The sequence below is a fragment of the Streptomyces pluripotens genome (assembly GCF_000802245.2).
GTDB classification, from domain to species: Bacteria; Actinomycetota; Actinomycetes; order Streptomycetales; family Streptomycetaceae; genus Streptomyces; species Streptomyces pluripotens.
On sequence record NZ_CP021080.1, the window covers coordinates 4,670,502 to 4,694,216 of the forward strand.

Annotated in this window: 18 protein-coding genes; all 18 read left to right on the forward strand. The window is 69.7% G+C overall.

The genetic code is table 11. The features are described 5' to 3' along the window. Window positions 1–48 precede the first annotated feature (48 nt). The 18 genes from LK06_RS21045 to LK06_RS21130 all read left to right on the forward strand — a co-directional run bounded on the left by LK06_RS21045 (window position 49) and on the right by LK06_RS21130 (window position 23,598). Window positions 49–837 carry a thioesterase II family protein gene (locus tag LK06_RS21045; RefSeq protein ID WP_043435589.1) on the forward strand — a complete coding sequence of 263 codons (789 nt, stop codon included), beginning with the start codon at window positions 49–51 and terminating at the stop codon, window positions 835–837. Then, a complete protein-coding gene (locus LK06_RS21050; RefSeq protein WP_199838665.1) occupies window positions 834–4,469 on the forward strand; it encodes an SDR family NAD(P)-dependent oxidoreductase in 3,636 nt (1,211 codons plus the stop codon). Before LK06_RS21045 ends, LK06_RS21050 begins: the two co-directional genes overlap by 4 nt. Beyond that, complete coding sequence (locus LK06_RS21055; protein WP_043435585.1) at window positions 4,466–4,678, forward strand: MbtH family protein; 213 nt, start codon at window positions 4,466–4,468, stop codon at window positions 4,676–4,678. The genes LK06_RS21050 and LK06_RS21055 overlap by 4 nt, the downstream gene beginning before the upstream one ends. A gap of 4 nt (window positions 4,679–4,682) precedes the next feature. Beyond that, a complete protein-coding gene (locus LK06_RS21060; RefSeq protein ID WP_043435583.1) occupies window positions 4,683–5,615 on the forward strand; it encodes a daunorubicin resistance protein DrrA family ABC transporter ATP-binding protein in 933 nt (310 codons plus the stop codon). Then, entirely contained in the window at window positions 5,612–6,439 is an 828-nt protein-coding gene (locus tag LK06_RS21065) for an ABC transporter permease (RefSeq protein WP_052319081.1), read from the forward strand. The genes LK06_RS21060 and LK06_RS21065 overlap by 4 nt, the downstream gene beginning before the upstream one ends. A 77-nt stretch (window positions 6,440–6,516) precedes the next feature. Then, window positions 6,517–9,573: a non-ribosomal peptide synthetase gene (locus LK06_RS21070; RefSeq protein ID WP_052319080.1), complete on the forward strand. Its 3,057-nt coding sequence runs from the start codon at window positions 6,517–6,519 to the stop codon at window positions 9,571–9,573. A gap of 2 nt (window positions 9,574–9,575) precedes the next feature. Beyond that, window positions 9,576–10,553 (forward strand): TauD/TfdA family dioxygenase, encoded by a 978-nt coding sequence (locus tag LK06_RS21075; protein ID WP_234367625.1) that lies wholly within the window; start codon window positions 9,576–9,578, stop codon window positions 10,551–10,553. Window positions 10,554–10,568: 15 nt separating this feature from the next. Further along, on the forward strand, window positions 10,569–11,600 hold the full coding sequence (sbnB, locus tag LK06_RS21080) for a 2,3-diaminopropionate biosynthesis protein SbnB (protein ID WP_043435578.1): 1,032 nt from the start codon (window positions 10,569–10,571) through the stop codon (window positions 11,598–11,600). Between the two features lie 28 nt (window positions 11,601–11,628). Further along, a complete protein-coding gene (sbnA, locus tag LK06_RS21085) occupies window positions 11,629–12,639 on the forward strand; it encodes a 2,3-diaminopropionate biosynthesis protein SbnA (RefSeq protein ID WP_052319079.1) in 1,011 nt (336 codons plus the stop codon). Between the two features lie 11 nt (window positions 12,640–12,650). After that, on the forward strand, window positions 12,651–13,637 hold the full coding sequence (locus tag LK06_RS21090) for a TauD/TfdA family dioxygenase (RefSeq protein WP_052319085.1): 987 nt from the start codon (window positions 12,651–12,653) through the stop codon (window positions 13,635–13,637). 48 nt (window positions 13,638–13,685) lie between these two features. Continuing rightward, entirely contained in the window at window positions 13,686–14,333 is a 648-nt protein-coding gene (locus LK06_RS21095) for a response regulator transcription factor (RefSeq protein WP_043435572.1), read from the forward strand. 111 nt (window positions 14,334–14,444) lie between these two features. Next, on the forward strand, window positions 14,445–15,212 hold the full coding sequence (locus LK06_RS21100; protein ID WP_052319083.1) for an ABC transporter ATP-binding protein: 768 nt from the start codon (window positions 14,445–14,447) through the stop codon (window positions 15,210–15,212). Further along, entirely contained in the window at window positions 15,206–16,543 is a 1,338-nt protein-coding gene (locus LK06_RS21105) for an ABC transporter permease (RefSeq protein WP_052319078.1), read from the forward strand. Before LK06_RS21100 ends, LK06_RS21105 begins: the two co-directional genes overlap by 7 nt. Then, window positions 16,540–17,757, forward strand: coding sequence for a sensor histidine kinase (locus tag LK06_RS21110; RefSeq protein ID WP_052319077.1), 1,218 nt, complete (start codon window positions 16,540–16,542; stop codon window positions 17,755–17,757). Before LK06_RS21105 ends, LK06_RS21110 begins: the two co-directional genes overlap by 4 nt. 138 nt (window positions 17,758–17,895) lie before the next feature. Beyond that, the gene (locus tag LK06_RS21115) at window positions 17,896–18,891 is read left to right on the forward strand and encodes an alpha/beta hydrolase (protein ID WP_043435569.1); all 996 of its coding nucleotides are present in this window, start codon (window positions 17,896–17,898) and stop codon (window positions 18,889–18,891) included. Further along, entirely contained in the window at window positions 18,884–20,191 is a 1,308-nt protein-coding gene (locus LK06_RS21120; protein ID WP_043435564.1) for an acyltransferase family protein, read from the forward strand. Before LK06_RS21115 ends, LK06_RS21120 begins: the two co-directional genes overlap by 8 nt. Before the next feature lie 120 nt (window positions 20,192–20,311). After that, window positions 20,312–21,058, forward strand: a complete 747-nt coding sequence (locus LK06_RS21125) for a class I SAM-dependent methyltransferase (RefSeq protein WP_240103570.1) — start codon at window positions 20,312–20,314, stop codon at window positions 21,056–21,058. Between the two features lie 692 nt (window positions 21,059–21,750). Further along, window positions 21,751–23,598 carry an AfsR/SARP family transcriptional regulator gene (locus LK06_RS21130; protein ID WP_052319076.1) on the forward strand — a complete coding sequence of 616 codons (1,848 nt, stop codon included), beginning with the start codon at window positions 21,751–21,753 and terminating at the stop codon, window positions 23,596–23,598. Window positions 23,599–23,715: the final 117 nt, after the last annotated feature.

Genomic DNA, 23,715 nt, shown 5'->3' on the forward strand with positions numbered 1-23,715 from the left:
CCGTGCGACGTATTCCTGTTGTCCCGCGGATTTCGAGGCGGCTCGGTCATGCCTGACAGGCTCATAGCAGAAACTCCATTCGTCCGCCGCGCCCGGCGGACGAGCCGGAGGGTCCGTCTGTTCTGCTTTCCGCACGCGGGAGCAGGGGCGAGCGCCTTCGCCGCGTGGCCGGATCTCCTCCCGCCGGAGGTGGAAATCGTGGCCGTGCAACTGCCCGGCCGCGAGGACCGCGTCGGCGAACCGCACCCCGCGTCCGTCGACGTGGCCGTCCGCATGGTCGCCGTGGCGCTGCGGCCCTATCTCCAGGGCCCGTACGCGTTCTTCGGCCACAGCGGCGGCGCGCTGCTGGCGTTCGAACTGGCCAGGGCGCTGCGCAAGCGCGGCACCCAGCCCGGGCACCTGTTCCTGTCCGGGCAGTCGGCCCCGGGCCACGACGTCGCCGCGCCGGAGCTGCACCGGCTGTCCGACGACGACTTCCAAGCCGCTCTGCGGAGCCTGGACGGCACGTCGGACGGGGTGTTCACCGACCCCGAGCTGATGAAGCTGCTGCTGCCGACGCTGCGTGCCGACTTCGTCCTGTGGGAGAACCACCGGCACCGCCCCGACCAGCCGCTTTCCGTACCGGTCACCGCACTCGGCGGAGACACCGACCCGCGCGTCCCCGTCAGCGGGCTCCGCGCATGGGAGGAGCAGACCACCGGGGCGTTCTCCGTCGAGGTCTTCCCCGGCGGCCACTTCTACCTCCACGACTCCGAAGCGGAGCTCGCCGCGCTCGTGGGCGGCACGCTGCTGGGCCGTGAGCTGGCGTACCCCGGCCAAGGGGGGCGGAACCGATGACGATGCCCGGACACGACGCCGTGGCCCTGCTGCGGGCGGCGGCCGAATCCGTCACAGGGGTGGAGGAGGCCGCGCCCCTGCTGCGCAGGGAGGCCAGGCTCGACCGTGTGCGCCCGACCGCACCCCGCCCCGCGGACGCACCGCCCGCGGCGGCGGGGCCGCCGGCCGTCGCGTACGGCGGCGACCTGCCAGCCGACCCCGGTTTCCCCACCACCCTGCAGGAAGCTCTCCGGCTGGCCGCCGAACTCGCCCCGGAGCAGGGGATCATCTACCTGACGGGTGGCGACGAGCAGTTCCAGAGCTACTCCGGGCTGCTCAACGACGCACAGCGGCTGCTCACCGGCCTGCGCTCCACCGGCATCGCCCCCGGCGAGTCCGTGCTGTTCCAGTTCGGCGACAACCGCGCTTTCGTCACCGCGTTCTGGGCGTGCGTCCTGGGCGGATACCTGCCCACCCCGGTCGGTGCCGCACCCGGCTACGACCGTGAGAACGCCGTCACGACCAAACTGCGCAACGCCTGGCATCTGCTGGACCGGCCGCTCATCCTCACCGACGCCGCCCTCGCCCCGGCGGTGGCCAAGCTGTCCGCCCTGTGGGACGTCGACGACCTGCGGGTGGCCGTCGTCGAGGAACTGTGCGACGGCCCCCGGAGCACGGATTGGTTCCCGGCGACCCCGGACAGCCCGGTCGTGCACCTGCTCACCTCCGGCAGCACAGGGGTGCCGAAGGTGGTCCGGCACGCCAGCCGCAGCATCCTGGCCCGCACCCGGGCCATCGCGGCGGTGCACGGATTCGATTCCGACGAGGTCGGGCTGAACTGGATGCCGCTCGACCACGTCGGCGGCATCATCATGTGGAGCGTGCGGGACGTGGTGCTGCGCTGCCGGCACGTCAACGCCACCATCGACGCCTTCCTCGCCGACCCGCTGCGCTGGCTCGACTGGGTCGACCGGTACGGCGTCACCAACACCTGGGCCCCCAACTTCGCCTTCGCGCTCGTGAACGAGCGTGCCGCCGCGATGACGGGCCGGTCCTGGGACCTGTCGACGCTGAGGCACCTCCTCAACGGGGGAGAGGCCGTCGTCAGCCGCACCGCGGACCGCTTCATCGAGCTGCTCACGGCGCACGGGATGCCGGCCGACGCGATGCGCCCCTCCTGGGGGATGTCGGAGACCAGTTCGGGCGTGACGTACTCGACGCTGCGCGCCGGAGATCCGGACAAGGGCCGGCTGCGGGTGGACAAGAGCTCGCTCGGCGGGGCGCTGCGCTGGTCCACCGACCCCGACGCCGTCACGTTCACGGAAGTCGGCCCGCCGATCCCGGGCGTGCGGCTGCGCATCATCGACCCGAACGACGTCGTGCTGCCCGAGGACCACGTGGGGCGGCTCCAGGTCACGGGACCGACGATCATGGAGGGCTACTTCCGCAACGAGGAAGCGAACGCGGAGGCGTTCACCGCCGACGGCTGGTTCAGCACGGGCGACCTCGCGTTCCTGCACCAGGGCCGGCTCACCATCACCGGCCGGGACAAGGACCTCATCATCGTCCAGGGTGCCAACATCCTGAGCTACGACGTGGAGTCCATCGCCGAGCAGGTGGAGGGCACCGAGGTCACGTACGTCGCCGCCTGCGGCTGGTCCGGCGCGGGCGAGAGCACCGACAAACTGGTGATCTTCTTCGTCCCGGCCTTCGACGACCGGACCTCGGTCCACGACACCATCGCCGCGATCAAGGCGCGGGTGGCCGAGGCCCTGGGCCTCCAGCCCGACCTGGTGATCCCGGTCGAGCGGCAGGACTTCCCCAAGACGGGCAGCGGCAAGATCCAGCGAGCCCAGCTCATCGCCGACCTCGACGCGGGCAAGTACGCCGAGTGGTGCGACGAGCCGGACGGCCCCTGGTACTTCGAGCGGACCTGGATCGACCTTCCCGCCGAACGCGGCGCGGTGCCCCCCGGCCCGTGGCTGGTCTCGGAGGCCCTCCGGGAGGAGCTCGTCGCCGTACCCGGCGTCCCCGAGCTCCTCGCCTCCCCGGCCGGCGGTGCCACCCCGGCCGGACACGCCGGCGCCGTCGTCCACCTGGCACAGGGCTCCGACGCGGAGAGCGTGGCCCTCGACGTGGTGCGGCTGGTCCAGGACCTGGCCGCGTACGATCCCGCGCCCCCGCTCCTGGTCGTCACGAGCGGCGGTCTGTGGACGGCGGCGGGCGACACCCTCGACCTCGCCACCGCGGGCCTGCCCGGTCTTCTGCGGACGGCCGCGGCGGAGCGGGTGCTGCCGTCCGTCCGGCAACTCGACGTGTCCGACCCCTCCGACCGCGCCGCCGCGATCGTCACGGAACTCGCCTGCCACGACGCCGCCGACCTCGTGGCCCACCGAGGCACGCGACGCCTAGTGCCCCGGCTGCGGCCGATGGCCCTCGACGAACGGGGGAGGGACGCGTTCGTCACCGGCGGCCGCTACCTCGTCACCGGTGGTCTCGGCGGCGTCGCCCATCCGGTCGCGGAATACCTCCTGGCCGCCCACGGCGCGAAACTGCTGCTGGTCGGACGGAGCCCGGCCGACCGGGGCGAGCGCGCCGAGCGCCTCGACGACCTGGAAGTCCTGGGCGACGTGGCCTACCGCGCGCTCGACGTGGCCGATCCGGTCGCGCTGCGGGCCGCGGTGCGCGAGGCGGAGGCACGCTGGGGAGCACCGCTCGACGGTGTGCTGCACCTGGCCGGCGCCGACGTCTCCCACCAGTGGGCGCGACTGGAACTGCACCAGGTAGCCCGCGAGTCCCCCCAGGCCTTCCACGACGCCTACCGCGCGAAGGTGACCGGCACCCTGGCGCTCGCCGAACTGCTGGAGGACCGGCCCGACACACCCCTCGTGCTCTTCTCGTCGGTCAACGGCGAGTTCGGCGGAAGCTCCTTCGCGGCGTACTCGTCGGCCAACAGCTTCCTGCACGGATTCGCCGACCACTGGGGCCGCGAACGCGGCCGGCCGGTGCACTGCCTGGCGTGGAGCACCTGGAGCGGCCTTGGCATGAACCGGGGCGCGCCCGAGGGCGCCGCCGAGGCCCGCGGCTTCCGCACCCTCGACCCCGACGAGGGCCTCGCCTCGCTACTCACCGTGCTGGGACAGGACCGGGCTACCGTGTTGGTCGGCCTCGACGGCCGCAACGAGCACATCGCGCGCGCCCTTGCCCCGGACAGCCTGCACATCGCGGAGGCGATCGTCGTGTACACCGGGCCGGCCTCCGAGGCCGACGTCCGGGCGGCCGTGGCACCGGTGGCGAGGGAGCTCGACCACCCCATGCGCTGTCTGCGCGTCGAGAGGCTGCCCGCCGACCGGGACCAGCTGCTCACCGTCGCGGTCGCAGCGCTGGAACGGGGCGGACGGCAGTTCGTACCGCCTGCCACCGAGCTGGAACAGGCCCTGGCCGCCCTCTGGACCGACGTCCTCGGCACCGATGTCGGCCGCGACGACCGCTTCTTCGACCTCGGCGGCAGTTCGCTGCGCGCCGCCCAGCTCGTGAACCGCATCAACAGCGCGCTGACCGCCCGGCTGTCAGTGCACCACCTCTACGAACACCCCACTGTCGGCTCACTCGCCGCAGTGCTTTCCCCGCAATTGGAAGGAGAACGAGGATGACCAATCCGTTCGAGGACGCGGACGGCACCTATGTGGTGCTCGTCAACGACGAGGGACAGCACTCCCTCTGGCCGACGTTCGTCGACGTGCCCGCCGGCTGGCTGACCGCCCACCCGGCCGACACCCGCGACGCCTGCCTCGCCTACATCGAGGCCAACTGGACCGATATGCGCCCGCGTAGTCTCGCCACCGCGATGGACGCGCAGTAACACCATGACTCTGGCTATCGAGGTCGAGGGCCTGGTGAAGCGCTTCGGCGCCCACCGGGCCCTCGACGGAGTCGACCTCGCGGTGCCGGCCGGGCAGATCCTGGGCCTCCTCGGCCCGAACGGGGCGGGAAAGACCACGACGGTGCGTGTCCTGGCGACTCTGCTGCAACCCGATGCCGGGCGAGCCCGGGTCTTCGGGTACGACGTGGTGAAGGAGCCCCACCAGGTCCGCCGCTGCATCGCGCTGACCGGGCAGTTCGCCTCGGTCGACGGCAACATCTCCGGCAGGGAGAACCTGTATCTCATCGCCCGCCTCCTGGGCGTGCCCGCCCGGCGGGCCCGGTCGGAGGCGAACGGGATGCTGGAGCGGTTCCGTCTCGCCGAGGCGGGCGGCAAGCCCGCCCGCGAGTACTCCGGCGGAATGCGCCGGCGTCTCGACCTCGCCGCATCGCTCATGGGCGAGCCGAGGCTCATCTACCTCGACGAGCCGACCACCGGTCTGGACCCGCACAGCCGCAACGAGCTATGGGCCATGGTGGAGGAACGCGCCCGGGCCGGCGCGACCGTTCTGCTCACCACCCAGTACATGGAGGAGGCCGAGGCGCTGGCCGACTCGGTGGTCGTCGTGGACATGGGACGAGTCATCGCCGCCGGCACGGCCGCGGAGCTCCGGGCCCGGGTGGGCGGCCGGACCCTCGAGATACGGCCCGCGCACCCTCGGGATCTGGCAGCCCTCGCGGGAAGCCTGGCCCTGGAAGGGCTGGACGGCCGGATCGACCAGGAGGCCTGCGCGGTCCGGCTGTCGCTCGTGGAACCGGACGAACTGACCCGTGCGGTGCGGGCCGTCACCGCCTCGGCGGTGGAGGTGTTGGCCGTGGACACCAGGGTCGCCAGCCTCGACGAGGCCTTCATCGAACTGACCAGGAGCACCGCGTGACCCCGACCACCGACATCGCGCCGATCGTCGGGGCACCCCCCCTCGCCGGTTCCGCACGGAACGGGCCGCGGGACGTCGTCAGGCAATCGCTCGCCCTCGCCAGGCGCAACATGCTCCAGTTGCGCGGCGATCCCGGACAGCTCCTCGACTCCGTGGTCATGCCGATGGTCTTCACCCTGATCTTCCTGTACGTCTTCGGCGGCGCCATCTGGGGAGACCGCCCCGGAGATTACCGGCAGTTCCTCCTGCCGGGCATCATGGTGCAGACGCTGATGTTCGCGTCCCGTTCGACCGGTTACCTGCTCGCCGTCGACTTCGACAACGGTGTGATGGACCGGTTCCGGTCCTTGCCCATCGCCCGCTCGGCTGTCCTGACCGGCCGGATCGTGGCAGATATGAGCCGGCTCCTGCTGGGCCAGGTCGCCATGCTCTTCTTCGCGCTCGCCATCGGCTTCCGGGTCGAGACCAACTTCCTGTTCGCGGTGGCCGCTGTGCTGCTCACGCTGCTGTACGGTACCGCGCTGGCCTGGGTGTCGGCCTTCATCGGCCTGACGATCCGCAGTCCCAACACCGTGCAGTCGGTGGGCTTCCTCTGGATGATCCCGTTCCAGTTCGGCAGTTCCATGCTGGTGCCGACCAGCACGATGCCGGGCTGGCTGCGGGCCTTCGCCGAGGCCAACCCCACGACCCTGGTGACGGACGCGTGCCGCAACCTGCTCGCCGGGGGGCCGATCGCCGGCCCTGTCCTCGGCACCGTGCTGTGGAGCGTGGGCCTCATGTGCTTCGCGGTTCCGCTGGCGATATCCCGCTATCGACGTCGCTGAAATGTGATCGATAACGGGAGGGAAACCCTCGCCCATACCTTTTCTCATTCCAACTCCGCTAGTGGAGGAGCCCTCTCATGAGGTCCGGTCATACCGCCGTTCCGCGGTGGCAGGCGAAAATCGGTTCGGCACCGGGCACGGCGACCGTCGGCATTCCGCTGGAATCCGAACCGACGCCGGCGGAACTGTCCGCCGCCCACGCCAAGGTCGTCGCGACTCTCAGCGGTGAGGACGAGGTGGCCTTCGGCCCCGTGCCCCACCTCGTGCCGGTGGCCGGCACCACCTGGGCCGGCCTGGTGGACCGCGTCCGCGACGCGGCCGCCGCACCCCGCCACGGCTTCGAGACCGTGGTCGGCGGGACGCCGGGCACACTGCCCGACGGCGTGGTGTTCGGGGTGTCCGTCTCCGACGGCGCCCTGGTGCTGACGTACCGCACCGAAGACTTCGACGCCGACCACGCGACCCGGGTCGCCGGCTATCACCACACGGCTCTCCACCGCATCGCCACCGAACCGGACGCCCCGCACGAGGGCCGCAGCCTGCTCTCCGCCGAGGAACGGCACCATCAGCTCGTCGGCATGGCCGGTCCGGCGCGGGAGCTTCCGGACCGCCGCTTCCACGAGCTCTTCGAGGAGCGCGTGCGTCTGCACCCCGGGAAGACCGCCGCTATCATGGGCGAGCGCCGGATCACGTACGCCGAACTCAACGCCCACGCGAACCGGATCGCCCGGACCCTCCTCGCCCGCGGCCTGACCGCCGAGGATCCCGTCGCCGTGGTGACGGAGCGCAACCTGGACTGGATGGCCTCCGTCCTCGCCGTGTTCAAGGCTGGCGGTGTCTACGTGCCGATCGAGCCGCACTTCCCGGCGGACCGTATCGGCACCACCCTCGACCGTTCCGGCTGCACCCTCGTCCTCACGGAACCCGGGAGCACCGCCACCCTCGACGAGGCGTTGAGCCACCGTCCGTCCATCGCCGTGCTCCGCGTCGACGAGAGCGACGGGGCCGACCCGACGGACCTCGGTATCGAGATCGGCGCCGACCGGCTGGCCTACATCTACTTCACGTCCGGCTCCACCGGTAAGCCCAAGGGGGTGATGTGCGAGCACGAGGGAATGCTCAACCATCTCTACGCGAAGACCGACGATCTCGGCGTGGGCGAGGACGACGTTCTCGCGCAGATCGCTCCCCAGTGCTTCGACATCTCGCTCTGGCAGCTCGTCGCGGCCCTGCTGGTCGGCGGCACGACACTCATCGTGCCGCAGGAGGCGATCCTCGACGTGGAGAGGTTCGTGGAGGTCGTCCGCGGCGCGGACGTGGCCCAGCTGGTCCCCTCCTACCTGGAAGTGGTGCTGTCGCACCTGGAGGAGCACGGCGGCGGCCTCGGCCGGATCCGCTGCCTCTCGGCCACCGGTGAGGCGCTCAAGAAGGAGCTCGTCGAACGCTGGTTCGCGGCCTTCCCCGGCACCGCGCTCGTCAACGCGTACGGGCTCACCGAGACCTCCGATGACACGAACCACGAGGTGATGACTGGGCCGCCGCACGGTGACCGGGTCCCCCTCGGGCCGGCCGTCGCCAACGTGCGGGTCTATGTCGTCGACCCCGACCTCGAACCGGTGCCGCTCGGCTCGTCCGGCGAGATCGTGTTCGCCGGAATCTGCGTCGGCCGCGGCTACATCAACGACCCGGAGCGCACGGCCGCCGCGTACGGCACCGATCCGCACCGGCCGGGTGAACGGCTCTACCGCTCCGGCGACTTCGGCCGCTGGCGCCCCGACGGCAAGCTGGAGTTCCTGGGCCGCCGCGACGCGCAGGTGAAGCTGCGCGGCTTCCGCGTCGAGCTCGGCGAGATCGAGAACCGGTTGCTCGGCGTCGCCGGGGTCCGTGACACTGCCGTGGTCGTCGTCGGCGAGAGCCTGGCGGCGTTCTACGCCGCCGCCGCCGACGTGCCCGTCGACGAGCTGAGGACGTGGCTGGCGGCCGCGCTGCCGGAGTACATGGTGCCGAGCCGTTTCCATCGCCTCGACGCCCTGCCGCTCACCGCCAACAGCAAGATTGACAAGAAGCGGTTGGCGGAGCTCGCGGCGGCGGACGAGGACGGCCCGGAGCCGCCGGTCACCCCGACGGAACAGCGGATCGCCGCCGCCTGGGCGGCCGTGCTCGGCCTTGAGCCCCAGCGGGTCGGCCGCAACAGTCACTTCTTCGACTCGGGTGGCACCTCCCTCTCCGCTGTACGCCTCGTCGTGAAGCTCGAGCGGGCCGTGTCGCTGAAGGATCTCACCCGGTACCCGCGGCTGAGCGACCTGGCGGCGTTCATCGACGGAACCGGCACGCCCGAGGAGGCGGATGCCGGGACGGGCGTTCTGAACCCCCTCCTCCAGCCTCCCTCCGCGACCGGCACGCTCGTCTGCTTTCCCTACGCGGGCGGTAACGCCGTCAACTTCCACGCCCTGGCCGGCGAGATGGCGGACAGCGGGCTGGCCGTACACGGAGTGGAGCTGCCCGGACACGACCTCACAGCCGAGACCGAGCCGTTCGTCTCCCTGGAGCAGGTCGCCAGGACCACGGCGAGCGAGATCGGCCGATGTGCCGCCGGCCCGATCCTGCTGTGGGGACACTCATCCGGGGCGGCCCTGGCCGTGGCGACCGCGCGCCTTCTCGAGCGGACGGGTCACGACGTGCGGGCCGTCCTGATCGGTGGCCAACTCGTCGGATCCCCGGACGCGCGGCGCAGGCACAGCGCCGAGCTCGAAGCGCTCACCCCCCTGGAGGTCGCGGCGCGGCTCAACGGCGACAGCGGCTACACCGAACTCGCCGGGACGGACACGACCCGAGCGGCGCTGGTCGGCGCGGCGTACCGGCACGACGTCCTGGAAGCGAACGCGTTCTTCGCCGACGCGGCGGAGAACCCCCCGGTCGCGCTCATCGAGGCCCCGCTGATCCTCGTCACCGCCGCCGACGATCCCGCCACCCGGGGCCACGAGGGCGATCTCGCGGCCTGGCGCGGCATCGCCAGGACCGTTGAGGTCCGCGAGCTGCCCGAAGGCGGCCACCACTTCTTCCGCACCAGGCCGGCGCAGACCGCCGCCGTGGTGCGGGCTGTCCACGACATGCACCAACGAGAGCGAGTGTGAAAGTGCCGCCGATCGATACGGACCCCTACGCCGGACTCGAAGGGCGCCGTGACGAGGGCCGCCCGGCCGTCGTCACCGTTGCCGACGCGCCGGACCCGGCGGCCTGGGCCGCCCGACACCGCGAAGCGCTGTACCGAATCGTCGCCTCAGAGGGCGCCGTACTGGTACGTGGTCTGGGACTGGCGGACGCCGCCGGCGCGGCCGCCGTGCTCAAGGTCCTGGGAGACGACCTGATGTCCGAACGCGAGGCGTTCGCGCCCCGCTGGACGTATGACGACCGCATCTACTCGTCGTCCAAGTGGCCGCCGAACCAACCGATGTGCATGCACCACGAGCTGAGCTACGCGGTCGAGTTTCCGGCGACCATGGCCTTCGCCTGCCTCAGCGCACCCACCACCGGCGGGGCCACCGCCCTGGCCGACGCCGGTCGTGTCCTGGAGCAGCTGCCCTCCGACCTCGTGGAGCGCTTCGAACGCGAGGGATGGCTGCTCACCCGCAGCTACAACGAGGACATCGGTGTTCCGTGGGCGGAGGCGTTCGGCACCACCGATCGCTCCGAGGTCGAGAGGTATTGCGCGGCCAATGACATCTCCTTCGAGTGGCGCGGCGAGGAACTGCGCACCAGCCAGCGTCGGCCCGCGGTGCTGCACCATCCCGCCGATGGCCGGCGGCTCTGGTTCAACCAGATCGCCTTCCTCAACCAGTGGACGATGGCGCCCGAGGTGCGTGAGTACCTGGTCGACGTCTACGGCCCGGAGGGCCTGCCCTTCAACACGAGTTACGGCGACGGCGGCGAGGTCACCGAGGACGTCGTCGCGCTGATCAACAAGGCGTACGACTCCGTCACCGTCGCCGAGCCGTGGCGCGCGGGAGACGTGATGCTCGTCGACAACCTCCGCACGGCGCACAGCCGGCTGCCCTACGACGGAGCCCGCGAGGTGCTCGTCGCGATGGCGAATCCCACCACCCGCTCCGTATAGAGGTCCAGAAGCCACATGACCAAGCACAGCCCAGATTTCGCAGTGATCTCCGGTCGGCAGGTGCAACGCGCACTGAGCGGGCAGGAGAAGCTGGTCACGGAGATGGTCGAAGCGGCCTACCTCGCGCACGGCGCGGGGAGGACGGTCAACCCGCCGTCGTACTTCCTCCGGTTCCCCGACCGGCCCACGGCCCGGATCATCGCTCTCCCCGCGTCACTCGGCGGCGACGCCGCCGTGGACGGACTCAAGTGGATCTCCAGTTTCCCGGAGAACGTGAGTTCAGGGCTGCCCCGCGCTTCCGCGGTCCTGATCCTCAACGACCCGCGCACCGGCTATCCGTACGCCTGCCTGGAGAGCTCGATCATCAGCGCGAGCAGGACGGCCGCGTCAGCCGCGCTGGCCGCCGATCGACTGACCCGCGGACGGGCCCGCCCCACCCGGGTGGGTTTCGTCGGCACCGGTCTGATCGCCCGCTATCTGCACACCTACCTGGCGGGCACGGGATGGAGCTTCGACGAGGTCGGTGTGCACGACCTGTCCGAGGATCACGCCGCCGGATTCGCCGACTACCTGGACCGCTCGGGCGAGAACGGCCAGGTGAGTGTCTACAGCTCCGTGGACGATCTGATCCGCGCCAGTGACCTGGTCGTCTTCGCCACGGTGGCGGGTGCTCCGCACATCACCGACCCGCGGCTGTTCGCCCATCACCCGCTCGTGCTCCATGTCTCGCTGCGTGATCTGGCACCGGAGATCATCCTCGATTCGGCCAACTACGTCGACGACGTCGAGCACTGCCTGAAGGCCGACACCTCGCCGCACTTGGCCGAACAGCTCTCCGGCAACAGGGACTTCCTCGACGGGACCCTCTACGACGTCATGACGGGCCGCACCACGGTGCCGACGGATCGCACGGTGGTGTTCTCGCCGTTCGGTCTGGGTGTGCTCGACCTGGCAGTCAGCGCCCACGTCTACGACCAGGTGTCGCGAAGCGGTGACCTTCACGTCGTCGAGGACTTTTTCCACGAGATGAGCCGGTACGGCGGCTAGGGGCGACTGCCCGGAACGGGAGAGAGCTGTGCCAATAATTTCAGAGCCGGAGCAGTACCACGAGAACGACCTGTTCGTCGACCTCCATCGGACCTTCGGACGCAGGCTCTACCTGAAGTGCGAAGGGTTCAACTTCGCGGGTTCGATCAAACTCAAGGCCGCCCGGGCCATGGTCGAGGCGGCGGAGGCCAGCGGGGTGCTGCGACCCGGCTCGGTTCTGGTGGAGTCCTCGTCGGGCAACCTCGGCGTCGCGCTGAGCATTCTCGCTGCCAGCAAGGGCTACGGATTCGTCTGCGTCACGGACAGCAGATGCAATCCGGCCACGAAGCAGCTCATCGAGGCCATGGGCGGCACGGTCCACACCATTACGGAACCCGCGGCTGACGGCGGCTTCCTCGGCGCGAGGCTGCACCTGGTGAAGGAGCTGTGTGAATCGGACGACCGCCATGTCTGGCTCAACCAGTACGCGAATCCGAACAACGCGCTCGCCCACTACTGGGGGACGGCGCCGGCGATCGCCGAGCGCTTCCCCGATCTACAGGTGGCCTTCATCGGTGCGGGCACCACCGGCACCCTCATGGGGTGCGCCCGCTACTTCAAGGAGAGCCGTCCCGAGGCCAAGGTCGTCGCGGTCGACGCGGTCGGCTCGGTGACCTTCGGCGGCCCATCCCTGCCGCGGCAGATCCCCGGCCTCGGCACGGGTGTGCGCCCATCGCTCCTCGACCGGTCCTACGTGGACGACGTGGTCCACGTGGACGAGGTGGACACCATACGGGCCTGCCGCCGGCTGGCCAGACGCGGCTTCCTCTTCGGCGGATCCACGGGGACGGTGATCAGCGGCGCCCTGCGCTGGCTCGACGAGTACGCACCGGGCGCGGACGTCACCGCCGTGGCCGTCGCACCGGATATGGGCGACAGATACCTGGACTCGGTCTATCACCGGGGCTGGGTCGAGGAGATCTACGGCAGCGCGGCGCTCGCAGGTGAATTCGAGGAGCTCGAGGAACTTTCGATGATGTCCACAACAGGTGTTGCCTGATGACGGAGCTGATGGAAAACGGTATCCGCGACAGCGGTGCCCGCGACGACGCCGCCCTCACACTCGGCGGCGACGCCGCCACCGTGGAGGCGGTCGCACGGGAGATACTCCACGCCGCGGACGGCCGGGTCGACTCCCCCGAGTTCGTGGCAGCCGCCCGGGACGCCTGGGACAACCTCCCAGCCCCGCTTCGCCAGGAGATCCGCCGGTTCCGCCGGCACTCCGGTCCCTGCGGCCGCCTGCTGATCCGGGGGCTTCCGGTGGGCGACGAATCGCGGCCCACCCCGTCGACCGCCGACTCGGTCCAGCGGGAGGCGTCCGTCGCCGCCGCGATCCTCCTCATGGTGGCCTGCGGACTTGGCGACCCCGCCGCGTATCTCCAGGAGAAATCCGGAGCCCTGGTGCAGGACGTCGTGCCCGTCCCGGGCCGTGAGGAGTTCCAGGGAAACGCCGGATCGGTCCTCCTCTCCTTCCACACCGAGAACGCGTTCCACGAACACCGCCCGGACTACGTCATGCTGCTGTGTCTGCGCGCCGACCACGAGGGTGTCGCGGGCACGCGTACCGCCTGCGTGCGCGAGGTTCTGGACCTGCTCAGCCCGGCGGCACGGAAGACGCTGAGCCTGCCCGAATTCACCACCGAGGCTCCACCGTCCTTCGGAGCCGGCAGTAAGGGCGCGCTCCACCATCCGGTGCTGGGTGGATCCTGGACCGACCCGGATCTGCGCGTCGACTTCGCCGCCACCCGGGCCACCACGGAGGAGGGGGTCACCGCCCTCGCCGAGCTGGGCGCACTCTTCGAGCAGGTGTCGACGACGTCGGAACTGCTTCCCGGCGACCTGGTCATCGTCGACAACCACGTCACCGCGCACGGCCGTACCGCGTTCACCCCTCGTTACGACGGCCGGGACCGTTGGCTGCAGCGCACCTTCGCGCTGACCTCTCTGCGACGCTCGCGGGGGCAGCGTCCGGGCGACGTTTACGTGCTGGTTGAATGAAATCGAGGTCGACCGCGCCGGGTTGACCGGTAACGAGGGGAGCGCGCAGTGCGGGTAGTCATCGCCGAGGACTCGGTCATTCTCCGTGAGGGCATGGTGGAACTACTGACCGCCCGAGGCTGTGACGTCATCGCGACCGTGGGCGACGGGGACGGACTGCTGGCCGCGGTGGCCACGCATGCCCCGGATGTCGCCGTGGTCGACATCCGCATGCCGCCCACCCACACCGACGAGGGCATCCGCGCGGCGATCCAACTCCGCGCCGCCCACCCCGGGGTGGGCGTCCTCGTCTTCTCCCAGCACGCCGAACCGGCCTGGGCGGCCCGGCTGCTCGCCGGCGAGGCGTCGGGCATCGGGTACCTGCTCAAGGAGCGCGTCTCGGCCACCGCCGACTTCATCGAGGCGTTGCACAGGGTCGCGGCCGGCGGTGTGGCTCTCGACCCGGAGATCGTCAGCCGTATGTTCAACACCGGCAGCCGCCCCCTCGACCGGCTGACCGAGCGCGAACGAGTGGTCCTGGACCTGATGGCCCAGGGCCACTCGAACCGTTCCATCGCCGAACTGCTCGTCATCTCCGAGCGGGCGGTGGAGAAGCACGCGGCGTCCATCTTCACGAAGTTCGATCTTCCTCCGACCGCTGCGGACAACCGCCGTGTCAAGGCGGTCGTGGCGTACTTGCAGGAGTCCAAGCCCTGACCTCGGGCCAGGGGCGTGGCCATGGACGCCGGCGAGGGGGCGGATATCCGAACCTCGTGAACGGGAGGTAGCACGATGGCCCTGAGCAGCCGTGTTGCCGAGAATGAAGGCATGTCACTGAGCACTGAGGCCCAAGCCCGACCTCTCGTGGAAAGCGGTCCGGGTATTCACGCGGAGAACCTGCACCGCTCGTACGGCCGTGGCCGTGCCGCGGTTCATGCTCTGCGTGGAGTGGACATCGGCTTCGCTCCGGGCACCTTCACCGCGGTGATGGGCCCGTCCGGATCGGGCAAGTCGACTCTGCTGCAGTGCGTGGCGGGAATGGACCGACCGACCGCCGGCACAATCCACTGGGGCACGACCGACATCACCGCGCTGCCCGAGCGCCGCCTGGCTCAACTGCGGCGCGCAGAGGCAGGCTTCATCTTCCAGTCGTACAACCTGATGCCGGCCATGACGGTCGAGCAGAACGTCGCCCTGACCTCTCGGCTGGCGGGCGAGCGCGTGGACTGGTCAGCGGTCGCCGACTGCCTTGAGCGGGTGGGTCTTGCCGACCGGAGGAAGGAACGGCCCGGCCGTCTCTCCGGTGGCCAGCAGCAACGCGTCGCCGTGGCGCGGGCGTTGTACGCCCGTCCGCGCGTTCTGTTCGCCGATGAGCCGACCGGCGCCCTCGATCGCGCGACCGGGCGCGAGGTGCTGTGGCTCCTGCGCGAGGGGGTCGAGAACGAAGGCCGCACTTGTGTCATGGTCACGCACGACCCGGTCGCGGCGAGTTTCGCGGACCGAGTGGTCGTCCTCGCCGACGGAGTCCTGGTTGACGAGCTGGTACGCCCGTCCGCCGCGCAGATCTCCGAGAAGCTGAGTGAGCTCGCATGCTGAGGCTTGCCCTTGGGCTGCTGCGTGCCAAGCCCTCCTTGTACGCGGGGCCGGCTGCGGCGCTCCTGATGGCCGTCGCCGTGATCACCATGTTCGGATCCCTCATCGCCACGGCGATCGGCGGCCGCGGAGGCTCGCGGCTCGGGATGATCGGCGGGGCGTTCGGCGAGATCGCGATGCTGATGGCGCTGTTCACGGTCACCAACACGCTCTCGTTCTCCGTGCGGGGCCAGGCCCGGGACATGGCTCTGCTGAGGACCAGCGGGGCGACGCCGGCACAGATCAAGCGCCTGGTCAGGTGCCAGGTCCTCTGGCTGACGCTCTTCGTCTCGCCGCCGGCCTGGCTGCTCGGAACGTGGGGCGCCAAGCGGTTCCTGGCAGAGCTTGCCGCCCGGGACATCGTTCCGGCGGACGCGGTGGTGGTGTGGTCCCCCTGGCCTCTGCTGATCGGTACGGTGGTGACACTGCTGGTCGGAGTCGGCGCGGCGAGGATCGCCGCGCACCGGATCGTCCGCGGCCGGCCGTCCACTGTGCTCGCACAGACGGCCGAGCAGACGAAGATGGGCTGGCTTCGAGGCATCGCCGGTCTGCTCGTGATCGCCGGTTCCGTACCCCTTGTGGTATTCACCGCCGGGCAGTCGGCCGACAAGTCCGCCCAACTGGCTCTGCTCGGATCGCTGATCTTCCTGGTCGCTGCCGGACTGCTCGGACCCTTGCTGGCACGACTGTCCATCGTGCTGCTCGGTGTGCCGTTCCGGCTGATGGGCCGCAGGCACGGGGGAGACGCCGGTGGTGCTCTCGCCGCCGACAACCTGCGCGGTCACGCCTACCGCCTGTCCTCCGCCGTGGTGCCGATCGCCCTGTTGGTCGGACTCTCGACAACGTTCGCCTCGGTCAGCGGCACCCTTCAGGAGGTTGCCCCGCCCGGCGCCTATGCCGAGAGCGACAACTGGCTCCGCGGGGTGGAACTCGCCATGCTGGCCGGCTTCGGAGCTGTGGCCACGGTGAACACCCTCGCCTCACTGACGACGGCGCGACGGCGCGAGTATGCGCTGCTCGCCCTGACCGGCGCGACCCGGCGGCAGCTGATCCGCATGCTGGGCACGGAGGCGATACTGACCGCCCTGGCCGGAGTGGTGCTCGGAATTCTCGTCGCCGCGCCCATGAGCATGGCGTTCGCGAGCGCTGCGACGGGCGAGTTGCTTCCCACCATCGCGTTCCACACATATGCCCCTCTGGTGCTGGGACCGGTGGCGCTGACCGTGCTGACGATCCTGTTCACCGGTGCGCGGGCCACCTCGGAGTCGGCGGTCACCGCCGTGGCCGCGCAGTGACCGCGCCCCGCCTCGCGGACGAGGACCGCGACGGACGCCGGACGGTGCGTCCGGGGTCGATCGTCTTCGCCGTCACCGGGGTGCCGCTTTCCCTCCTCGGTATGGCCTACGCCCTCGCGGTCCTCTACGTCGGCGGGTTGCTCTCACTGACCGTGATCGGACTGCCGGTGCTCGCGACCGGTCTGTCGGGGGCCCGCCACCTGGGCCGGGGGCACGCCTGGCTGATGCGGACACTGCTCGGCGAGGACATCGTTCCCCCCGCGCCGCAGGCGGCGGCACCCGGCGCGTTCCGGTGGAGCCGGAGCAATCTGTCCGATGTGACCGCCTGGCGCAGCGTGCTCTACCTGATGCTGCGGCTCCCCCTCGACCTGCTCGCCTTCGTGGTGACGATCGCGCTGCCCGCCTTCGCCGTGTGGTCGATCGTGTGGACAGTGATCGGAAGCCCGGAGCTCTGGCTGGCGGTCACGGCGGTCCTGGGCGCCTTGATCGTCCTGGCCTTCACCCCGGTGACGGCTCGCACGATGATGCGGGTGCACCGGCTGCTGGGCCGGAAGCTGCTCGGCCCCAGCGCCTCCCAGCTGCGGGTCCGGACGCTGGAGCGGGCGCGCGCTGTTGCCTTCACCGAGGGCACGCGCGACCTGAGGCAGGTCGAGCGGGACCTGCATGACGGCACGCAGGCCCAGTTGGTCGCGATCGCCATGACGTTGTCGTTGGCCGCCGACACCCTGGACGGCGAAGCGTCCACCGGACGCACCGGCGCCCTCGTCGCACGGGCCCGCACGCAGACCGACACGGCCATCGCGGAGCTGAGGCGGCTCATCGACGGGATGAGCCCCGCCGTACTCGACCGGGGACTCGCCGAGGCGCTGCCGCATCTGACCGAGCAGGCCGGAGTGCCGATGGCTCTGCAGGTGGAGATGTCACAGCGACCGGATCCGGTGATCGAGCGGGTGGCGTACTTCTGTGTCGCCGAACTGCTCACCAACGTCTCCAAGCACAGCGGGGCGACGAAGGCGTCGGTGGACGCGCGCGTCGTCGGAAAGGTCCTGCGGATCCAGGTCCAGGATGACGGCAGCGGAGGCGCCAGGATCGGTGTGGGCAGTGGCCTGTCGGGCCTGAGGGAACGGCTGACCGCGGTCGACGGAACTCTCGGTCTCCACAGCCCGCCCGCGGGCCCGACCACCGTCGTACTCGAGATGCCGGTCCGGATCTGACCTTCTGCCCATGACGGGCCCGCTCACATCTCGCCGCGGCCCGGTTCTCCCCACCCCAACACCTCGGCGTCCTCGACGCCGCTTTCCCCCGGCCCGCCGCCTCGCGCCGGCCCATGCCCAAAGAAGGGACAACTGTCCATGCGCGCTGCGCGGATCAGACTCGGAATGCTGATAGCCACCGTCGCCGGAAGCATCGTCGCGTCCGTCACGGCCGCGGCTGCGAACGGGGTGCTCGGCCTGCCGCCCGCGCCCCAGCATGTGGCCGTGGCGGCGAAGGACCTGCCCGAGCTCTACGGCGAGAACCGGCGTTATCTCGCCCGCGCAGCCGATGCGGCACGCCGGATGGGTGACGGTGGGCGTGCCCGGGCACTGGGCGCTCTCGCCTCCCCCGACCGCCACTTCCTGGAGGCCTCCGCCGATGGTGACGGCCAGGCGGTGGAGGTGCTCGGAGACCTGGCGCACGCGCAGCGGATCGCCCTTCTGGTGCCGGGCTCGGACACCACCATCGACACCTTCGACCACCTCGGCTCCCGCCACGGATCGGTGGCCGGGGGAAGCCGGACGCTGTACGCCGAGATGCGAGCCGTCGCACCGGAGACACGCGTTGCCGTAATCGGGTGGTACGGCTACCGGGCGCCCCGCACCAAGAGCCGTGACACCGTTACCCAGGAGCGAGCGGAGGAGGGCGGCCGACTGCTCCGCCGCCAGATCGACCGGCTACGGGGAATCAACCCCGATGCCTCCGTGGCTCTGATGTGCCATTCGTACGGGTCCGTGGTGTGCGGGGAAGCGGTGCGCGGAATGGATCGGTCCGCGCAGTCCACGCTGTCGGGTGTCGCGGTTTTCGGCAGTCCGGGGATGGGCGTCGACTCGGCCGTTGAACTGGGCGCGCGCGTCCCGGTGTGGGCAGGGCGCGGCAGCGAGGACTGGATCTCGTACGTGCCGCACGCTCAGTACGGCGTGTTCGGTGAGAAAGTGGGGTTCGGCCCGGACCCGGCGTCCGTGGAGTTCGGCGCCCGACGACTCCCCACCGGAGACAGCCGGCACGGCGACTACCTGCGCCCCGGCAGCCTTTCGCTCCGGAGTATCGCGCTGATCGGCCTGGACCGAGGCCGGCAGGTGTCCCATGGCTGATGTGCGGGTCAGGACGGAGAACGAGCGCCCCACCCCCGTGGCCTGGAAGGACCTGTCACCGGCACCGCCTGTCCGGCTGACACCGGTGCGGCGACTGCACCGGGCTGCCCTGCGTATCGATGCGGCGACTCCGCTTTCCCGCGACCGTGCGGTCGATGTCCTGCGTGCCTACTCCATCCTCGGCGTGGTGCTCGGCCACTGGCTGGTGAGCGCGGTGGTGCTACGGGCAGGCGGCCATCTGGGAGGCGACAGCCCCCTCAACCACATGCCGGGTCTCACGCCGGTGACCTGGCTGTTGCAGCCGCTCGCCCTGTTCTTCTTCGTCGGCGGCCGAGTCGGATTCCAGAGCTACGCCTCCGCGGGCGCGACCGGAACCCGTTACCGGACCTGGTTGGCCCAGCGGTTGCGCCAGTTGGTGCGTCCCACCTTGGCCCTGCTGGGCGTGTGGGGGTTGGTGCTGATCGGGCTGGCCTTCGAAGGAGTGGCGTTCGAGACGATCCGCACCCTGCTGCGGCTCGCGGTGTCCCCGCTCTGGTTCCTCTGCGTCTACGCGGTGATCACGGCGGCCACTCCGCTGATCAGGCGGTGTGGTGCGGGCCGGCTGGTGCTGGTGGCCTTCGCGCTGGTCGTGGCCACGGATCTGGTCCGCGGGCTGGTCGGCGACCTGGGATGGGTCGATTCGCTCCGCTGGCTGAACGTCTTCACCGGCTGGCTGGTGCCCTACGCCCTGGGGGTGTTCTGGGCGGCCGGCGGCCTCGCCCGCCGCAGGTACGCGGTCGGCATGCTCGTCTGCGGCGCGGCCAGCCTGACCGGCCTGGTGCTTTGGTGTGGCTATCCGGCGAGCATGGTCGGTGTCCCCGGGGCCGCCCTGTCCAACCTCAACCCACCGAGTCTCGCGGCTGTCTGCTTCGGTCTGGCCCAGTGCGGTCTCGGACTGCTGTTGTGCGGCCCGCTCCGTCGGCTGACCGGCCAGCCGGCAGAGCCGGTCCCGTCCCTCCCCGCCCGCGCGTCCGACGCCGCAGGGGCGCGTGCCACCGCAGGGCAGTTCTGCTGGGCGGCCGTGGCGTTGCTGAACCTGTCGGCCATGACGATCTTCCTCTGGCACCAGACGTCCATGCTCGCCACCACCGTGTTCTCGCTCGGGTTCGGACAACGCTGGCCCGGGCTCCACACGGCGCCGGAAGATCCATTCTGGGTGGCTTTCCGTCTCGGCTGGATTCTTGTTTTCGCGTGCGTACTCGCTGTCTTTTGGCTGGCTTTCAAGGACGTGGAAAAGTCCGCCCGGAGGCACTGCCGATAATCGGCCGATAAGGGAATAATGCCGCACTGGCCTATGGTTTCCAGTATTTCTTGCCCAAATTTCGGCGCAGCATACCTCAGGAGGAATTTCGTGGCCATCTCGAACAATATCCCGGGCCCGGTGGAGAGCGGCACCGACGTGGCTTCCGCCCGTGGTATCGTGAACTCTCTTCGAGACCTCACCGTGCAAACAGTGTCAGAGCTCTATGTGAAGTATCAGGACGACCTGTGTGCCGTCAGGGACCAGCAGCGGACCTTCCTTCGGCAGCGCGGCAGGTCGATGAAGGCGCAACTCGACGACTACGAGGCGGAGATCACCTACCTGCTGCTGCGCGAGTACCGGCCGGAGACGGTGGTCGAGATCGGCACGTTCTACGGCTGGTCCACCATGTGGATTCTCAGTGCTTTGCGGGACAACGGTGTGGGGCACCTGTACTCGTTCGACATCGTCGACCACGTGGTCAGCAATGTTCCGGCTGATCTTTCCGCCCACCGCTGGACGTTCACCAAGGGAGATGTCCGGGAGACGCTCGGAGATATCCCCGGCAGCGCGGACTATCTCTTCATCGACGCTGACCACGGTGCCCGATTCGGTCGCTGGTACGTGGAGAACGTCTTTCCGATGGTTCGCCCCGGAACCCCGACCAGTGTGCACGATGTCTTCCACGGCCGTCGGCCGAAGCCGATCAGCGAGGGTTCGGTTCTCATGAAGTGGCTCGTCGCGCAGAACAAGAGCTTCTTCACCCCTTCAGCCGCGAAGGCTCCTGAAGTCATCGAGCACCTCAGCAAGGTGAAGAAGGAACTGCGGCTCGACACCCCTGTTCGCGAGAGCCGCCACAACCCGATGGTTTTCTTCACTCTCGGATAACACCGCGTGATCAGGTTTCGGTGGTGAGTGCGCCCGGTTCAGGGCGCGCCCACCACCGAAACTTCGTTCCGCGAGCAATGGTGATGTGGACATAAAGCGTCGGAACTGTCAACGCAAAGGGTCGCGACGGGGAGGAAGGGGGATGTGAGACCAAGATCACGACGGTTTCGGCCATCCTCCGTACGGCCGGGTTGACCGGTGGAAGTAAGTTATGGAGGGCGACGTCGCCCCCTACCTCGGTGCCATTCGACCTGATGGCGAAGGTGTGGGGCGGTTGCAAGCGGGCGTGTGCGAGAGGAAAGCGGCCGTGAGATGGGGAAGCGCCTCCGCGGCGGTCGGTGTCCTTCGATCGGACGCGCAGTAAAGGAAAGTGTTGGAGTTTCGTCCTGTGGATCCGCCTCGGCGCGGTCTGGATGCGGCCGAAGAGGAGACGGAAAAGCTGCCGAACACGTCGGGGAACCCTTCGGATTGCGAAGGTATGTGAACTGACCGAGCTTGCCCAGGACGAGCTCAAGATTTTACTCAAGCGGTATATAACGGGGGCTTCAGTAATGCATCATGCGGCCGCAGTTTCATTGGCGAAACCACCAAAAGCGGAGGTAGCTCCTCCGTATATCCGGGCGCAGCAGAGAAGCGCCGGCCGGGCCGAGCCGAACATCTCGTTCCAGGTCCTCGGCCCGCTGGAGGCGTGGGTGGGGCCGCGAAAGGTCGAGATCGGCGGGCCCCGGCAGCGCATCGTGCTGGCGATGCTGCTCCTGGCACCGGACCGGGTCGTATCGATCGATCAACTGGTCGAAGCCGTCTGGAACGGACGGCCGCCCACCACATGCCGCACCCAGATCGCCATCTGCGTCGCCAGCCTGCGCAAGGCATTCAGGACCGCTGGGTTCACAGGGGAGCTGATCGGCACTTCCGCGCCCGGATACCTGTTGCACTTGGCCGGACACCACATCGACTCGACCGAGTTCGCGGCCGGAGTGGACTCCGCGCAGACGCTCGCACGCCAGGGGGACGTCGGTGCTGCCGCCGACCGGCTCGGACAGGCGCTCGGGCTGTGGCGAGGCCCGGTTCTGCCCGACATGTCCAGCCCCGTTCTCGAGACGGAGGCGGAACTCCTGGATCACCGAAGGCTCACCGCCTACGAGCAGTACGCGACCCTGCAACTGCAGCTTGGCCGGCATCGTGAGGTCATCGCCGAGCTGACGGCCCTCGTGCACGACCGGCCGTTGTGGGAGCAGGCGCGAGCCGCGCTCATGCTCGCCCACTACCGTTCAGGTCACCGGTCCGAGGCTCTCGCCCTCTTCCGCCAGGCGCAGCGGGACTTCCGCGATGAGATTGGCCTCGAACCCGGCCGTGTCCTTCAGGATCTGCACACGGCCATCCTTCGGGAAGCCTCCGACCTCATGCCGCCCACGGACACGACCGGACCGCTGAACGTCGTCACCGCTTCGCCGCAACTCGGGTCGCCAGAAGGCGAATTGGTCGGTCGGGACAGCGAGATCCGATCTCTCGACGCCTTGCTTCGCCGGGCCCGCGAAGGCGTGTCGTCCGTGGGCCTGGTGGTGGGCCGTCCCGGAATCGGCAAGACCGCCCTTGTGCTGCACTGGGCGCGCAGGGCGGCACACGCGTTTCCCGATGGGCAGCTCTATGTCGACTTCGAGAGGACCGGCACCGCCGACGCCCCTGCCGCCCTCCTGCGAGCCCTCGGCATGTCTGACCCTGAAATACCTCGCAACTACCAGGACCGACTCAGGGAGTTCCACCGACAGATCGGGGACCTGAGGCTCCTGGTCATTCTCGATGGGGTCCCCGACGACAACGTTGCCCATGACTTCATCCCCAAGGCGGGGAGGTGCTGCGTTCTGCTGACGAGCCGACGCGTACTGGCGACCGCGGCACAGGTCCGACTGAGGGTGCCGGAACTGACCCCGGCGGACTCCGTGACGCTGCTCGGCTCTCTCGTGGACGACGGGCGGGTTGAGGAAGACGAAGCCGCCGCGCGCCGCCTTGCCTCGTTGTGCGAGCACTTGCCGCTCGCCCTGTCCGCGGCGGCCGCACGCCTCGTCGCCAAGCCCCACTGGCGTTTTCCCCATCTGTTGACCAGGCTCGGCGATCGCCGGCACCGGTTAGAAGAACTCAGCGCGGGCGCCCCCGTGCTGCGTCGGGTCCTGGACAGCGTGTACCGGACGCTGTCGCCCGCGGCTGCCGACCTGTACGCCCGGCTCGGTCTCATCAACGGCGAGTGCATAGCGGTATGGGAGGCTCAGGCCCTTCTCGAAGTCGGCGCGATGGCCGCACAGCGGCTGCTCGAGGAGCTGGTGGACGCCACGTTGATCGAAGTGGCCGACACCGGCCCGGACGGCTGGTTCCGGTACCGTCTGCCCACGCTGCACGCTCTCCACGCGGAAGAGACGGCTCATACGGAGGTGGCCGCCTCCGTCCGCAAGGCGGCGTGCGAGCGAGTGCTGGCAGCGGGCACTTCCCACCTGAAGTGCCCGGCCGATAGCAGGGCGATACCGGCCCTTCGTATGGTCGACTGACCGCCCTCTCGCCGAGCCCGCGGCTCGGCAGGTTTCCACGGTGCCCGTCCGCCGCGTCCCCGTCCGCGGCGGACACCGCCGTCGGACCGCGGCGCCGGTCTCCGTGAGCGGGGGGGA